The 13938-nt window shown below is 69.2% G+C and carries 16 protein-coding genes; 10 read left to right on the top strand and 6 right to left on the bottom strand.

Going from position 1 to position 13938, the window contains the following annotated elements:
- Positions 1-3: 3 nt before the first annotated feature.
- On the bottom strand, positions 4-735 hold the full coding sequence (gene otsB, locus A37E_RS27165) for a trehalose-phosphatase (protein ID WP_038194093.1): 732 nt from the start codon (positions 733-735) through the stop codon (positions 4-6).
- A gap of 230 nt (positions 736-965) precedes the next feature.
- Between otsB and A37E_RS27160 the strand changes: the two genes are divergently transcribed.
- Positions 966-1358 carry a hypothetical protein gene (locus tag A37E_RS27160; RefSeq protein WP_029556199.1) on the top strand — a complete coding sequence of 131 codons (393 nt, stop codon included), beginning with the start codon at positions 966-968 and terminating at the stop codon, positions 1356-1358.
- A gap of 117 nt (positions 1359-1475) precedes the next feature.
- Entirely contained in the window at positions 1476-1745 is a 270-nt protein-coding gene (locus tag A37E_RS0108435; RefSeq protein WP_024276680.1) for a YMGG-like glycine zipper-containing protein, read from the top strand.
- 197 nt (positions 1746-1942) lie between these two features.
- Here A37E_RS0108435 and A37E_RS26390 read toward each other — a convergent pair whose 3' ends face one another.
- Complete coding sequence (locus A37E_RS26390; protein ID WP_024276681.1) at positions 1943-2119, bottom strand: DUF1328 domain-containing protein; 177 nt, start codon at positions 2117-2119, stop codon at positions 1943-1945.
- A gap of 247 nt (positions 2120-2366) precedes the next feature.
- Between A37E_RS26390 and A37E_RS0108425 the strand changes: the two genes are divergently transcribed.
- The 6 genes from A37E_RS0108425 to A37E_RS0108400 all read left to right on the top strand — a co-directional run bounded on the left by A37E_RS0108425 (position 2367) and on the right by A37E_RS0108400 (position 8594).
- The gene (locus tag A37E_RS0108425) at positions 2367-2720 is read left to right on the top strand and encodes a hypothetical protein (protein ID WP_024276682.1); all 354 of its coding nucleotides are present in this window, start codon (positions 2367-2369) and stop codon (positions 2718-2720) included.
- A 154-nt stretch (positions 2721-2874) separates the two neighbouring features.
- On the top strand, positions 2875-3096 hold the full coding sequence (locus A37E_RS26845) for a hypothetical protein (RefSeq protein WP_156026267.1): 222 nt from the start codon (positions 2875-2877) through the stop codon (positions 3094-3096).
- Between the two features lie 256 nt (positions 3097-3352).
- Positions 3353-4597 (top strand): extensin family protein, encoded by a 1245-nt coding sequence (locus A37E_RS25880; RefSeq protein WP_051678881.1) that lies wholly within the window; start codon positions 3353-3355, stop codon positions 4595-4597.
- 4 nt (positions 4598-4601) lie between these two features.
- Positions 4602-5354: a DUF429 domain-containing protein gene (locus tag A37E_RS0108410; RefSeq protein ID WP_029556197.1), complete on the top strand. Its 753-nt coding sequence runs from the start codon at positions 4602-4604 to the stop codon at positions 5352-5354.
- Between the two features lie 84 nt (positions 5355-5438).
- A complete protein-coding gene (locus A37E_RS0108405; protein WP_029556196.1) occupies positions 5439-6965 on the top strand; it encodes an acetyl-CoA hydrolase/transferase family protein in 1527 nt (508 codons plus the stop codon).
- 129 nt (positions 6966-7094) lie between these two features.
- Positions 7095-8594 carry a phosphomannomutase/phosphoglucomutase gene (locus A37E_RS0108400; RefSeq protein WP_029556195.1) on the top strand — a complete coding sequence of 500 codons (1500 nt, stop codon included), beginning with the start codon at positions 7095-7097 and terminating at the stop codon, positions 8592-8594.
- A gap of 36 nt (positions 8595-8630) precedes the next feature.
- On the opposite strand, the gene A37E_RS0108395 is transcribed toward A37E_RS0108400, so the two are convergent.
- The 4 genes from A37E_RS0108395 to A37E_RS0108380 are packed head-to-tail and all read right to left on the bottom strand — an operon-like array spanning position 8631 to position 11843.
- Entirely contained in the window at positions 8631-8933 is a 303-nt protein-coding gene (locus tag A37E_RS0108395) for a HigA family addiction module antitoxin (protein WP_038194089.1), read from the bottom strand.
- An 18-nt stretch (positions 8934-8951) separates the two neighbouring features.
- Positions 8952-9896 carry a sugar kinase gene (locus A37E_RS0108390; protein ID WP_029556193.1) on the bottom strand — a complete coding sequence of 315 codons (945 nt, stop codon included), beginning with the start codon at positions 9894-9896 and terminating at the stop codon, positions 8952-8954.
- A gap of 57 nt (positions 9897-9953) precedes the next feature.
- Entirely contained in the window at positions 9954-10652 is a 699-nt protein-coding gene (locus A37E_RS25875) for a lysozyme inhibitor LprI family protein (protein WP_051678880.1), read from the bottom strand.
- A 3-nt stretch (positions 10653-10655) separates the two neighbouring features.
- Positions 10656-11843: a pyridoxal phosphate-dependent aminotransferase gene (locus tag A37E_RS0108380; RefSeq protein WP_029556191.1), complete on the bottom strand. Its 1188-nt coding sequence runs from the start codon at positions 11841-11843 to the stop codon at positions 10656-10658.
- A gap of 172 nt (positions 11844-12015) precedes the next feature.
- Here A37E_RS0108380 and A37E_RS0108375 point away from each other — a divergent pair, with 172 nt between their 5' ends.
- Positions 12016-13128: an FAD-binding oxidoreductase gene (locus A37E_RS0108375; protein WP_029556190.1), complete on the top strand. Its 1113-nt coding sequence runs from the start codon at positions 12016-12018 to the stop codon at positions 13126-13128.
- 37 nt (positions 13129-13165) lie between these two features.
- On the top strand, positions 13166-13933 hold the full coding sequence (locus A37E_RS0108370; protein ID WP_029556189.1) for an aldolase/citrate lyase family protein: 768 nt from the start codon (positions 13166-13168) through the stop codon (positions 13931-13933).
- Positions 13934-13938: the final 5 nt, after the last annotated feature.

Raw genomic sequence — 13938 nt, 5'->3', positions numbered from 1 at the left:
AGGTCACCTCCTTCGTTGTCGCGGCTCGGCCGCGAGGTGGGTGATGAGGGCACGGACCGCGCGCGGGTCCGGTAAAATGGTGTGAGCACCGTCGCGCGGCGCGCCGACCGCGACGGCAATGCCGCCCGCCCGATTCACGGCCCGGAAGCCGGCTTCGTCGGTGACGTCGTCGCCGATGAAGACCGGGCGGCGGCCGGCGAAGGCGGGAGCGGCCATGAAGCGCTCGACGGCGGCGCCCTTGTCGATGCCTTTCCGGCGCACTTCGAACACGCAATGGCCGGGCATGATCTCGATGCCGCTGATCTGGCCGACCACCTCGGTCAGCGCGCGCTTCAGCACCGGCGCGACTTCCGGGTGTGCCCGGTAGTGGATGGCGACCGCGTATTCTTTGTCCTCGGCGAACACGCCCTCGAACTCGGCCGCCGTCTCGCGCAGCGCGTGCCTGAGGTCCTCGTCGAGGGCGGGCGCGCGATCGGAGGGCCCCCCGGCGGAGAGGCGAATTTCAGCGCCATGGACGCCCGCAGCGGCGAACCTGTCGGCGCCGAACAGCGCGTCGAGCGAGGCGAGCGAGCGTCCGCTGACGAGCGCCAGCGCGCCATTGGCCCCCTCCGCGAGGGCCATCAGGGTCTCGGGAAGGCCGGGGGGGACCACCACGGCCTCAGGTCGCTCGGCGATGTCGATCAGCGTTCCGTCCACATCGAGGAAGAAGGCGTGAGTCGCAGGATCGAGGACCACGAAGGCCCCCGGAAGTTCTGAATCCACCGCGAAAAACGGTCCCTTGAGCATTCCAAACACGGACGTGGCCTTTTCAAATTCCGGTAACGTAACGCCGCCGGGGCGCCACGGTTCCACCTCCGCTTCGACCCAATACCGCCACAGGAAGCGGCGAACAGCTTGGCTCCGGCTTCGCCTGCGGAACCGGAGCGGTTCGGCAGCGTTCGTCTCGGCGTCACGGGAGACAGCATATGCTCGGCTTGCACAGGACTTCGACCGACGGGTTTTCCCGCCGCCTTTCGGCTTTGCGGGATGAACTCGACCATCTCCAGTCGTCGTTCCACAAGCGGGAGCGCGAGTGGGGCCGGATGGCCTCAGACGTCGCATCCGATGCGCAGGACTGGGTGGCCGAGCGGGCGGAATCCCTGCCGAGCCTGTCTCTGGACAGCCTTCGCCGGCACCTGCCCGCACTGCCGCATCGCCCCTTCCGTTCCGAAACATCGGCGGTGCCGGTGATCGTCGCGGCGGTGGCGGTGGGCGTCGGGGTGGGGTGCGTGCTATATGCCGTTACGTCGCGGGGACGTCGGTCCGCCCGCGGTCCGGCCCGCGAGGACGAGCGCAAGGCTCAGCCCGTGGTCGATTAGTGCGGCGGGCCTGACGCCACGGGCGGTCAGGCGTGCTGTTTCGCCCTCGTGCCCCGATGCGGGGCGGGGCGCAGGATGGATGTCCGGCATGCTGCCGGCAGGGCAAGGGAGAACGAGATGAAAGCGGCTCTCATGATTGGCGTGATGGCACTCGCCCTCGGCGGTTGCAGCGAATATTCGCGGCAGGATCGCGCGGTGGGTGGTGCTGCGATCGGCGCCGGTACCGGTGCGCTGATCGGTGCCGCCGCCACGGGCACCGGCACGGGCGCCCTCGTCGGCGGCCTCATCGGTGCGGGTACGGGCGCCATCATCGGCGCCGAGACCACCCCCCGCGCCTGCTGGGCGCGCGACGCCTACGGCAACCGCTATCGCGTGCAGTGCCCCTGAGCGGCACGAAACGGTACTGCTGAACAACCGAAAGGCGCCCAACCGGGCGCCTTTTTGTTTGGGGGGCCCGACGGTCCGGGCGGGGGCGTTAGCGGTGCCTTTACCTTAGCAAAGTATCACTGGAGCCATCTCCAAGTGACTTCAGGGCGGCCCGGGACCCCTCCGGACCGCCCTGTTCTTTTTGCGCCTCGGTTGGATCAGACCGGGCCTCGACCCCGGCGCATCAGGCCCATCACCGCGGAGATGAGGAACAGGACGATTGCGACGAAGAAGATGATCTTCGCGATTTCGATGGCCGTACCCGCGATGCCGCCGAAGCCCAGGACCGCGGCGATCAGCGCGACGATGAGAAAGGTAATCGCCCAGCTCAGCATGGCCGTGTCTCCTTGCCTTTGATTGATCGAATGACGTGCGCCGCCCGCTGAAGACACTTTTGATATCGCTCAGCTTTTGGCGTTGAAGTGTGACGCGCATCGTCAACTGCCCAATGGCCCCGCTTGTTCCCGCACGGCGCTGATTCCCGCACACGTCGAGGGCCGGGACGTTTCCAGTCGCGGGCGTGGAACAAATCCCCACCCCTCGCGTTTTCTCGGCGATCTGGAGACGCAGGAGGAGGCGCGGATGAGCGGATTGCGAAACGAACCCCTGCCGGGCGGCTCCGCCATGCGGAACGCGGGCGCCCAGGGTAACGTACCGGAAGACGACGCGCGGGACGGCGGGGTTTTGCCCCCGGGCCTCGATGCCGCGCCGCACGGCTATGACCCGGTGGAATTCGGCCCCGGCGAGAGCCGACGCGATTTTCCCCCGCGCCGCGCGCGGGTGGTGGACGAGGAGCGGCGCCTGCTCAAGGAAATCCAGGCGGCGTTCGATGGCTCCGACAAGCGGCACGACGTGGATGACGGACCGGACGTGGACGCGGCCGGCCCGCATACCGACCCTGATACCGGACACCTGTCGCGACTCTATCGTGATTGAGGCCCGCGTTCAGAACCTTATTGCAACGCACGTGGACGTGTCCCATCTTGAGGCCGCCCGCGTCTGTCAGAAGACCCTCGCCATGCGATCGGCACGCTTCCAAGGCCCCCTCGACACCCCCATGACGACGCAGCATCAGAAAGAGGCAGGCGGCATGCGAACGCCTCACCGCCGCGACATCTCCGCCCGTCAGGATCTGCTGGGCCGCGAGCTGCGCCAACTGTTCGACGATTACACCCAGGAAGACATGCCGGACGAGCTGCAGAGCCTCGCCGCCCGTCTTCAGGCGGCCTTCGAGGGACGCGAGCCGGACGGCGCCGCCGATGGCGCCGCACCCCCGGACGCCGACGCCAAGGCCGAGCCCAAGAAGGACTGAAGGCAAGGACTGAGGCGGGGGAGGTCTCTCCCCTTCAGGCCGCGCCAGATTCAGCCGCGCCAGGTTCAAGGGTCCCGACCGGCCGCTCGGCCGGTCCGCGTCCATTTTCGCCCGCTTGCGAACCCCATCCCTCCGCCGCGATATCGCGTAGCGGAAGGGCGTGGGGTTCTGTCTTTTCAAGGGGCTGCGGCTCCTTTTGCGGTATTTGGCGGCGTGCTTTAACCCCTTTGCAAGGCGGGCTCCGCAAGGTGGGGCCATGTCGCGCGACACGCCCCGCATCTTCCTCGCCCTCCTCCTTCTGGCCGGCGCCCTCTCGGGCTGTCGCTTCGGCCTGGAGGAGCGCGATTCGTGGCGCTCCCAGGCCGAGGAGCAATGCCTTGCGGCCAAGGGAGTGGTCCCGTCCGTCTTCATGGAGCCGCTTCCCGCCGTCCAGGGCCCCGGCGCCTGCGGCATGGACCACCCGTTCCGCGTGAGCGCGCTGGCGCAGGGGAATGTGGTGCTGGAGCCGGCCGGCAAGCTGGCCTGCCCAGTGATCTACCAGGTGGACATGTGGGTGCAGGACGTGGTGCAGCCGGCGGCGCTGGCGTGGCTCGGCCAGCCCATCGTCGCCATCAGCCAGATGTCGGCCTATTCCTGCCGTGGCATGAACGGCGACCCCAACGCCAAGATTTCCGAGCATGCGTTTGGCAACGCCCTCGATATCGGCGGCTTCCGCACGGCGGACGGCCGCTGGATCAGCGTGAAGAACGGCTGGAAGGGCACGCCGGAGGAGCGCGGCTTCCTGCTCCAGGTGCAGGCGGGGGCGTGCGAGCGCTTCACCACGGTGCTCGCGCCGGGCTCCAACATCTTCCATTACGACCACATCCATGTGGACCTGATGCGCCACGCCAAGGGGCGGACCATCTGCAAGCCGGCGCCGCGCCCGATGCCGGCCCCGCCCATGCCGACCAAGGCGCCGCCGATGGTGTCGGCCGCGCCCACCGCGCCGGCGGCGGAAGCTGCCCCCGTCTATGCCCCGGCCCCGCAGCAGGTTTCGGCCCCAGCGGAGCAGCCCTCCTTCTTCTCCACCTTGTTCGGCGGGCCGCGGGCCGCGCCGCAGCCGGCGCCGGTCGAGGCCGAGCCGCCGCCGCCCCTGCCGCCCGCCCTGCCGCCGGTCGAGGCCGCGCGGGCGCCGATCATCGCCTCGCCGGCACCGCCCCCGCCAGCCGGATATCCGCCGTCCAGCTACCCACCCTCGAACTATCCGCCCTCCAATTATCCCCCCGGCGCCGTGGGCGGTGCCCCCGCGCGCGCCTCAGCGCCGCCGCCGGCGCCTCCGCCGTCCGCGCCGCAGAAGGGCGGCCTGCCGCCGGGCTGGCAGGTGGGGCCGCAGGGCATCCCGGTGTCGTCCGCCGCGTCCAGCAATCCCGAGACCGGCTCCATCAAGCGCAAATACTACGCGGCGCCGATCCCGCAGCCTTCCACCATCCCCCTGCCCAAGGCCAAGGCGGGCGAGGACTGAGGGCATGACCCTGCGTCTCGCCGGCATCGACGGCTGCCGCGGCGGCTGGGTGGTCGCCCGGTGGGACGGCGCCGGCCGGCTCGACCTGATCCGGGTGGCACGGGTGGAAGCGCTGTTCGACACGCCGGACGCTCCCGCCATCGCCTGCGTGGACATGCCCATCGGCCTGCCGGAAACCGGCGAGATCGGCGGGCGCAGCGCGGAGCGGGCGGTGCGGCCACTGCTCGGCGCGCGGCAATCCTCTGTTTTCGCCGTGCCGGCCCGGGCGGCTGTCATGGCCGGCCTGGGGCCGGGAGACGAGCGGGAACGCTTCGCTGCCGCCTGCGCCGCGGCGCTCGCGCATTCGAGCCCGCCGCGCAAGGTCTCCATCCAGTGCTTCAACCTCTTCCCCAAGATCACCGAGCTGGACGAACTGTTGCTGCGCCGGGCGGAGCTGCGGGACCGCCTCGTCGAGTGCCACCCGGAGGTGTCGTTCCGCATCATGAACGGCGCGCCGCTCGATGTGGCGAAGAAGGTGAAGAGCCGGCCGTACCCGCCCGGTCTCGACCTGCGCATCGGCCTCCTCGCCCGCGCCGGCGTGCCAATCGATCTGCTAAATGGGAAGACCGCGGCTGCGCTGGGCGCAGGGCTCGACGATCTGGTGGATGCCTGCGCCTGCGCCGTGACCGCCAAAAGAGTGTTCGAGGGCAACGCCTTGCGCTTCCCCGATCCGCCGGAGCGCGATGGCTTCGGCCTGCCAGTGGCCATCACTGCCTGAGCCGCCTTCCCTTTAAGTCGAATTCCGGTGGCCCTGCGCGCCTCGCTATGCGCAAGGGATTGTCTCCACGACGGAATTGCCGACATGCCCGAGAACCGCATCCGCCTCTCGTCCTTGCGTGACAGGATCGTCCCGGCCGAGGAGGCCGCGGCGCTCATCGGCGACGGCATGATCGTGGGCATGAGCGGCTTCACCCGCGCCGGCGAGGCGAAGGCCGTGCCCATGGCGCTGGCCGCCCGCGCCAATGCCGCCCATGCGCGCGGCGAGCCGCTGCGCATCACCCTCATCACCGGCGCCTCGCTGGGCAACGACCTGGACAAGCAGATGGCGGAGGCGCACCTGCTCTCCCGCCGCATCCCGTTCCAGTCCGACCCGGCCCTGCGCAAGGCGATCAACGCCGGCGAGGTGATGTTCGTGGACCAGCATTTGTCCGAGACGGTGGAGCATTTGCGCACCAACCAGCTCGGCCCCATCGACGTGGCGGTGATCGAGGCGGTGGGCATCACCGCGTCGGGCGGCATCATTCCCACCACCTCGGTGGGCAATTCGGCGACCTTCGCCATCCTGGCGAAGAAGGTCATCGTCGAGATCAACCTCACACAGCCGGCGGAGCTGGAGGGGCTGCACGACATCTACATCCCCACCCGCCGCCCGTTCCGCGAGCCGATCCCGGTGGTGACGCCGGAAAGCCGGGTGGGCCTGCCCTTCATTCCCGTCGACCCGGAGAAGATCGCCGCCATCGTGGTGACGCGGAAGCTGGATTCCGCCTCCAACGTGCTGCCGCCGGACCCCGAGACCGCCGCCATCGCCGGCCATCTCATGGAATTCCTGAAGCACGAGGTGAAGCTCGGCCGCATGACGAACCGCCTACAGCCGCTGCAGGCCGGCATCGGCACCATCGCCAACGCGGTGATGCACGGCTTCATCGAGAGCCCGTTCTCAGACCTCACCATGTATTCCGAGGTGCTCCAGGATTCGACCTTCGACCTGTTCGACGCCGGCAAGCTGAACTTCGCCTCGGGCTCGTCCATCACCCTGTCGAAGCCGAAGTATGACCAGGTGATGCCGTGCATCACCGACTACAAGTCGCGCCTCATCCTGCGGCCGCAGGAGATTTCCAACCATCCCGAGATCATCCGCCGCCTCGGCCTCATCGGCATCAACACGGCGCTGGAATTCGACATCTACGGCAACGTCAATTCCACCCATGTGGGCGGCACCCACATGATGAACGGCATCGGCGGCTCCGGCGATTTCGCCCGCAACGCCTATCTCTCGGTGTTCGTCACCAAGTCCATCGCCAAGGGTGGCGCGCTCTCCTCGGTGGTGCCCATGGTGAGCCATGTGGACCACACCGAGCATGACGTGGACATCCTCGTCACCGAGGTTGGCCTCGCGGACCTGCGCGAGCTGGCCCCCCGCGAGCGGGCGCGCGTCGTCATCGCCAATTGCGTGCATCCGCTCTATCGCGATGCGCTGTCAGACTATTTCGAGCGGGCCATGGCGCGCGGCGGGCACACCCCGCACATCATCGAGGAGGCCCTCGCCTGGCACGTGCGGGCGCGGGAAGAGGGCACCATGCTCCCGGAAATGACACGGAAGATCGCGTGACCGCCACGGCGGCGTCACCGTGCTGCCGCCGCGAGGGGAACTAATCCCAAGCGCAGCCGTTCGTTCGGTCACGAATCCGTGCTATCTCGCGACCGCGAAATTTTGCGTGCCTGCGGAGGAATGGTCCCCATGTTCCCGACGCCGAAGCCGGTCCTGACGCCCAATACCTACGCCTACGAGTCCGAGCCCATGGTGAAGCCGACCGGCTTCCGGGAGTATGACGCCCGCTGGTTGTTCCAGAAGGAAATCAACCTGATGGGCGTGCAGGCCCTCGGCATGGGCCTGGGCACCCTGATGCACGAGATGGGCGTGAAGCCCGAGATCGTCACCGGCCACGACTTCCGCTCCTATTCCTCCTCCATCAAGCTGGCACTGGTCTCCGGCCTCATGGCGGCGGGCATCAAGGTGCACGACATCGGCCTCGCCATGTCGCCCATGGCCTATTTCGCCCAGTTCGCGCTGGACGTTCCCGCCGTCGCGATGGTCACCGCCTCCCACAACGACAATGGCTGGACCGGCGTGAAGATGGGCGTGAACCGCCCGCTCACCTTCGGCCCGGACGAAATGAGCCGGCTGAAGGACATCGTTCTGTCGGCTAAGTTCGACCTCAAGGGCGGCGGCGCCTATGTGTTCGTCGAGAACTTCCCCGAGGTCTACATCAAGGACCTCACCAACCGGCCGAAGCTGAAGCACCCCATTAAGGCGGTGGTGGCCTGCGGCAACGGCACGGCCGGCGCCTTCGCCCCGAAGATCCTCGAGGCGCTGGGCGTCGAGGTGGTGCCGCTCGATACCGAGCTGGACCACACCTTCCCCAAGTACAATCCGAACCCCGAGGACATGGAGATGCTCCATGCCATGCGGGACGCGGTGCTGGAGCACAAGGCGGACGTGGCCCTCGGCTTCGACGGCGACGGCGACCGCTGCGGCGTGGTGGACAACACCGGCGAGGAGATCTTCGCCGACAAGGTGGGCGTGCTGCTCGCCCGCGACCTCGCCAAGCTTTATCCCAACTCCACCTTCGTGGTGGACGTGAAGTCCACCGGCCTGTTCGCCACCGACCCCGAGCTGATCAAGCTCGGCGTGAAGGCGGACTACTGGAAGACCGGCCATTCCTACATGAAGCGCCGGGTGAACGAGACCGGTGCGCTGGTGGGCTTCGAGAAGTCCGGCCACTACTTCTTCAACAAGCCTGTGGGCCGCGGCTATGACGACGGCCTCGTCTCCGCCATCGCCGTGCTCGACATGCTGGACCGCAACCCCGGCAAGAAGCTCTCCGAGCTGCGTGAGGCGCTGCCCAAGACCTGGTCCTCGCCCACCATGTCCCCCCACTGCGCGGACGAAGCCAAGTACGGCGTCGTCGCCAAGGTGGTGGAGCATTACGAGAAGCTGGCGGCTGAAGGCGCGACCGTTACCGGCCAGAAGATCCGCGACCTCGTGACGGTGAACGGCGTGCGCGTCACCTGCGAGGACGGCTCCTGGGGCCTGCTGCGCGCCTCCTCCAACAAGCCCGAGCTTGTGGTGGTGGTGGAAAGCCCGGTTTCCGAGGCCCGCATGCGCGAGATGTTCACGGAGATCGACGGCGTGCTGCGTCAGCACCCCGGCATCGGCGAATACAACCAGACCATCTGAGGCGGCGCGCCGCCTCGGATATTGGGTGGCCAGGGATCAGGCGGCCGGAGCCAACGGCTTCGCCCGCTCGATCCGCGCCCGCTCCTCCGGCGAGTTCAGCGTCTGCCAGAGATCGGTGCGGCGCTGGACGTTCAGCCAGAAATCGGCGCTGTTGCCGAACACCCGCGCCAGAATGAGCGCCGTCGCGGCCGTGACCGAGCGGCGCTCGTTGCACAGTTCGTTGACGTGCTTCCTCGGAACGCCCATCGCCTCGGCCAGCGCCGCCTGGGTGAGGCCGAGCGGCTCCATGAATTCCTCGGTGAGGATTTCGCCGACCCCTGCCGGCTTGCGCTTGGTCATCTTTCGCATTTGTGCCCCTCAATGCGCCGTCGCGCCCTCCTGCGCGGCGCGGGGGATGATGGCGCCGCGGTGCATGATGACTTCGGCGGCGAGGCGGTGGCCGGCCTGGGCGGCGGCTTCGGGCGTCGCGCCGGCGATGCGGGCGGCGAGATAGCCGGCATTGAAGCTGTCGCCGGCGCCCGTGGTGTCGAGGGGGGAGACGGTGCGCTCCACCGGCACCTCCACGGTGCGGCCCTCGGCATGGACCAGCGCGCCGCCGGCCCCGTTCTTCACCACCACCTCGCTCACCCCGTAGGTGGTGATGCGCTCGATGGTGGCGGCGGGGGAGGCATCGCCCCACAGGGCCGCCTCGTCCTCGAAGGTGGGCAGCGCCATGGAGGAGCGCTTCAGCGCCTCGGCGAACACGGTGCGGGCGCGGGAGAGATCGCCGCCCCAGCCGCGCGGGCGGAAATTGCCGTCGAACACCCGCCAGGCCGGCGGACCTGAGCGGCTGTCGCCGGCCCCGCCCGCCATCTCCAGCGCGGCGAGGAAGCGGCCGAGCCCCTGGTTGGAATAGAGCGACAGGGTGATGCCGGAGAAATAGACCGCGCCCGCGCCCACCAGCGCCGCCGCCACCTCCTGCCAGCCGTCCGCCTCGAACAGGGCGCGGGCGGGGGAAGTGTCGCGCCAGTAATGGAAGCTGCGCTCGCCGGCATTGTCGGTGGTGATGAGATAGAGGCCGGGCACCTTGCCGTTGACGCGCGGGATCAGGCTCATGTCCACGCCCTCCGCCGCGCCGAGGGCGAGGATGTCGCCGGAGAAGGCGTCGTCGCCGAGGGCGGTGGCATAGGCCACGTCCACGCCGGCCCGGGCGAGATAGACGGCGGTGTTGAAGGTGTCGCCGCCGAAGGCGAGGCCGAAGCGCCCGTCGGAACCGCGGGCGAGTTCCACCATCACCTCGCCCACACAGACCACTTTCGCCACGGGTGCCTCCGTTATCGTGCCCTGCGCCGGGCGCCGGACCCTATCATAGGGAAAGGCTCAATCCACCGGCGGCGGCACCGGGTGGGTCCAGGTGCCGTCGCGCGGCGCCGGGCCACTGGGGCCGGGCTTGGCGGCGTCGGTGGCGCCCTCGGGCTGGGGCGTGCCGTAGCGGGCGCGCAGATCGGCGGCGCGGCCGCGATTGGCGGCGATGAGGCAGAGCGAGCGCTGCTCGAAATTGCCGATGCCGCGCGGCCCCTCGAACGGCGCGACGCCCTGGCAGTCGAGATTGCGGAACAGCAGGAAGCGCGACTGCGCCTCGTCGAGCTGGGTCTTCCAGCGGGCGCGCTGGGTGCCTTGCAGGTCGGTGCGCGCCTCGATGACGGTGAAGGCGTTGGCCAGCTCCGCCTCCAGCGCCTGCTCGGAGGTGCGGGTCACGTCATAGAGGCAGCGATTGTATTGCCCGCCGGACACCTTCTCGCGCGGGCAGGAGACGACCACCTTCCAGCGCTCCGGCGTCGCCGCATCGCCGTCGGCGCGGGCAGTGGCCTGGCGCGCCTGGGACGGGCCCGGCGGCAGGTCCGCATCGGCCGGAACGGCCGGCTCCGGCTCGGGCTCCGGCAGAGCGGGGGCGACCATGGGGGCGGGACCCTCCCGCGGCGGGCGCGTCAGCACCAGCAGCACGGGCGAGAAGGCCAGCAGCACGAGGGCGAGGGCGAGAAGCGCCCGCCGGCCCGTCCACCGCCGCGCCGCCCCCACGCCTCAGGCCACCTTGCGGTTGGCGGCGAGGAAATCGCCCATGCGGCCGAGCGCGGCGGTGATGTTCTCCCGCGAGGTGGCGTAGGAGAGGCGCAAATAGCCCTCGCCATGAACGCCGAAATCCGGCCCGCCGATCACCGCCACGCCCGCCTCCTCCAACAGGGCCGAGGCGAGCTTCTTGGCGGCGGTCCAGCCGGTGCCGGTGATGTTGGGGAAGGCGTAGAAGGCGCCCTTGGGCGTCGCGCAGGTGACGCCGGGCAGCGCGTTCAGCCCCTCCACCACCATGCGGCGGCGGGCGTCGAACTCGGCGGTCATGGCGAACACCGCATCCTGTGGACCTTCGAGGGCGGCGATACCGGCATACTGTGTCGCGGCATTGACGCAGGACCAGCAGTTCACCGCGAGCTTGCGCACCTGGTCGTAGAGGCTCTTCGGCCAGATGGAATAGCCGAGGCGCCAGCCGGTCATGGCGTAGGTCTTGGACCAGCCGTTGAGCAGGATCAGCCGGTCGCGGATCTCGGGATAGGCGAGGAGTGTGCGGTGTTCCTCTCCGTCGAAGAGGAAGCGGTCGTAGATCTCGTCCGACATGAGCGCGACGTGGGGATGGGCGGCGAGGCCCTTAACCAATTTGTCGATCTCGGACGCGGGCGTGACGCCGCCGGTGGGGTTGGCGGGCGAATTGATGATGAGCAGCCGCGTCTTGGGCGTGATGAGGGCCAGCGTCTCCTCCGCCGAGAAGGCGAAGCCGTTCTCCTCGCGGATCGGCACCGGGATGGGCGTCGCGCCGGTATGCTCGATCATGGAGCGGTAGATGGGAAAGCCGGGATCGGGATAGAGGATCTCCGCGCCGGGCTCGCCGAACAGGCGGATGGCCACATACATGGTCACCTTGCCGCCGGGCACGATCGTCACGAGGTTCGGGTCCACCTCGACGCCATAGCGGCGGTTCAGGTCGCCGGCCACCGCCTCGCGCAGCGGCAGGATGCCCACCGAGGGCGTGTAGCCGTGCTGGCCGTCGCGCAGCGCCTTCACCGCCGCCTCGACGATGTGGGCCGGCGTCTGGAAGTCGGGCTGGCCGATGCCGAGGTTGAGGATAGAGCGCCCCTCCGCCTGAAGCGCCGTGGCGCGGGCGAGGACGGCGAAGGCGTTCTCCTCGCCGATGCGGTCGAAGGCGGGATTGGTGGTGAGCATGGCCGGCAGATCCTCGGGCGCGCGGCGTCTCGCGCGCCGCGTTCAAAAAGGACGCCTTGGATAGCACCGAAGGTGCGGGGTGGGGAGTGGGGGAAAACCTGCTGCAGCGCGCAAAGCGTGGCCGTGGCCAGCATGTTACGAGGGATCGAGTGCCGAATCGCGAGGAGCCCCCATGCCCGCATCGACCGCCCGCCTGCCGTTCGAGGACACCGAGATCGCCATCGTCGGCGCCGGCATCGTCGGCCTGTCGGTCGCCCACACCCTGACGCGCCTCGGCATCTCCGTGCGCTGCTTCGATGCGGGTGCGGCGGGGGGTGCCCAGTCGGCCGGGGGCTCGCGCATCATGCGCGCGGCCTATAACGATCCGCGCATGCTCTGGCTCGCCCGCAAGGCCAGCACCGGCTGGGCGCGCTGGGAGGAAGAGGCCGGCCATTCCCTGATCGAGCGCACCGGCTCCTTCCTCATCGTCGAGCAGGCGGAGGCGGAGCTGAAGCGCCTCGCCGGGCTCGATCTGAAGGTCCGCTTCGTCTCCCCGGCCGAGCAGGAAGAGCTGCTGCCGGTGCATCGGCCCTGGGCGAAGTCGGTGATCCTGGAGGAGGAGGCCGGCACCATCCGCGCCCGCGACAGCATCGAATGGCTCGCCGGCACGCTGGGCGATGCGCTGCACGAGCACACGCCGGTGCTGGGCCTCACCCAGCGGTCGGGCCATGTGCTGGTCTCCACCCGCAGCGCCATCTACCGCGCGCGGCGCGTGCTGGTGGCGGCGGGGATGCAGACGCCGGTGCTCTCCGGCGCCATGGGCGTGAAGGTGCCGCAGGTCTACAGCGTCCACCAGCGCCTGCTCTTCCCCATCACCGGCGATCTCGCCGCGCGGCCCATGGTCTCCTTCCGCGACAAGAGCGACCACCGCCACGGCGTGCTTTACACCTACGGCCTGCCGGCCCTGCATGACGGCCTGTTCGCCGTGGGGCTGGAGCCGAGCGACACCGACCGCAGCGGCGGCGGCCATCCCGACCAGGTGATCGAGCACACGCTGGCGCTGGCGGCGCAGACGCTGCCCGGCCTCGACACGTCGCGCTTCACCATCGAGAGCTGCGTTTCCACCTCGCTGGAGCATCCCGACGACGGCGCGCCGTGGGAATCCGAGCGGCTGGAAGTGGTGCGGCGGGGCGCGGTGGACTTCTTCGCCGGCGGCCACCTCTTCAAGTTCGCCCCGGCTTTGGGCGAAATGCTCGCCGGCATGGTGCTGGGCGAGGAGGTGCCGGCTATGCTGCGGCCGGAGTGAGGCTTCGCCCCAATAAAAATCCCCCGAAGGAAACGCCATGCAACTGCCCGAGAACCCGTTCAAGCGCGCGCTCCATGCCGGCACCCAGCAGATCGGGCTGTGGTGCGCCGTGCCCTCCAACTATGTCTCGGAGATCCTCGCCGGCGCGGGCTTCGACTGGCTGGTGCTGGACACCGAGCACGCGCCCAACGAGCTGCCCAACGTCTTCAACCAGCTCCAGTCCATGGTGGGCTACGCCACCCAGCCGGTGGTGCGGGTGCCGTGGAACGATGCGGTGACGCTGAAGCGCTTCCTCGACATCGGCACCCAGAGCTTCCTCATCCCCATGGTGCAGAACGCCGAGGAGGCCCGCGCGGCGGTGGCGGCGACGCGCTATCCGCCGGATGGCATCCGCGGCTATGCGGTGGCCTCCCGCGCCACCCGCTTCGGCCGCATCGGTGATTACTTCACCCGCTATGCCGACGAGATGTGCGTGCTGGTGCAGGTGGAGACCATGGAGGCGCTGGAGAAGGTGGAGGAGATCGCCGCCGTGCCGGGCGTGGACGGCGTCTTCATCGGCCCCGGCGACCTTTCCGCCTCCATGGGCCTGCTGCACCAGCCCACCCACCCGAAGGTGGTGGACGCCATCGAGGACGGGCTGAGGTGCATCCGGGCCGCCGGCAATCGCGGCGGCGTGCTGGTGGTGGGCGACGAGGCTTTGGCCCGTCGCTACATGGCGGCCGGCTCGGTGTTCACCGCCGTGGGGGTGGATGCCGCTTTGTTCGCCCGCAGCGCCGAGGCGCTGGCGAAGCAGTACAAGGCATAGGCGTT

Origin of the sequence: Xanthobacter sp. 91, from assembly GCF_000702385.1 — a bacterium.
GTDB lineage: Bacteria > Pseudomonadota > Alphaproteobacteria > Rhizobiales > Xanthobacteraceae > Xanthobacter > Xanthobacter aminoxidans.
Note: the sequence above shows the minus strand (reverse complement) of the source record. Positions and strands in the feature narration are given on the sequence as shown.

Bases quoted from the DNA above. Each gene is read 5' to 3' on its own strand.
- A37E_RS26390 (WP_024276681.1), bottom strand. From the start codon at position 2,119: ATGCTGAGCTGGGCGATTACCTTTCTCATCGTCGCGCTGATCGCCGCG.
- A37E_RS0108435 (WP_024276680.1), top strand. From the start codon at position 1,476: ATGAAAGCGGCTCTCATGATTGGCGTGATGGCACTCGCCCTCGGCGGT.
- A37E_RS0108405 (WP_029556196.1), top strand. From the start codon at position 5,439: ATGCCCGAGAACCGCATCCGCCTCTCGTCCTTGCGTGACAGGATCGTC.
- A37E_RS26845 (WP_156026267.1), top strand. From the start codon at position 2,875: ATGCGAACGCCTCACCGCCGCGACATCTCCGCCCGTCAGGATCTGCTG.
- A37E_RS0108395 (WP_038194089.1), bottom strand. From the start codon at position 8,933: ATGACCAAGCGCAAGCCGGCAGGGGTCGGCGAAATCCTCACCGAGGAA.
- A37E_RS0108375 (WP_029556190.1), top strand. From the start codon at position 12,016: ATGCCCGCATCGACCGCCCGCCTGCCGTTCGAGGACACCGAGATCGCC.
- A37E_RS0108370 (WP_029556189.1), top strand. From the start codon at position 13,166: ATGCAACTGCCCGAGAACCCGTTCAAGCGCGCGCTCCATGCCGGCACC.
- A37E_RS0108380 (WP_029556191.1), bottom strand. From the start codon at position 11,843: ATGCTCACCACCAATCCCGCCTTCGACCGCATCGGCGAGGAGAACGCC.
- A37E_RS25880 (WP_051678881.1), top strand. From the start codon at position 3,353: ATGTCGCGCGACACGCCCCGCATCTTCCTCGCCCTCCTCCTTCTGGCC.
- A37E_RS0108410 (WP_029556197.1), top strand. From the start codon at position 4,602: ATGACCCTGCGTCTCGCCGGCATCGACGGCTGCCGCGGCGGCTGGGTG.
- A37E_RS0108425 (WP_024276682.1), top strand. From the start codon at position 2,367: ATGAGCGGATTGCGAAACGAACCCCTGCCGGGCGGCTCCGCCATGCGG.
- A37E_RS0108400 (WP_029556195.1), top strand. From the start codon at position 7,095: ATGTTCCCGACGCCGAAGCCGGTCCTGACGCCCAATACCTACGCCTAC.
- A37E_RS27160 (WP_029556199.1), top strand. From the start codon at position 966: ATGCTCGGCTTGCACAGGACTTCGACCGACGGGTTTTCCCGCCGCCTT.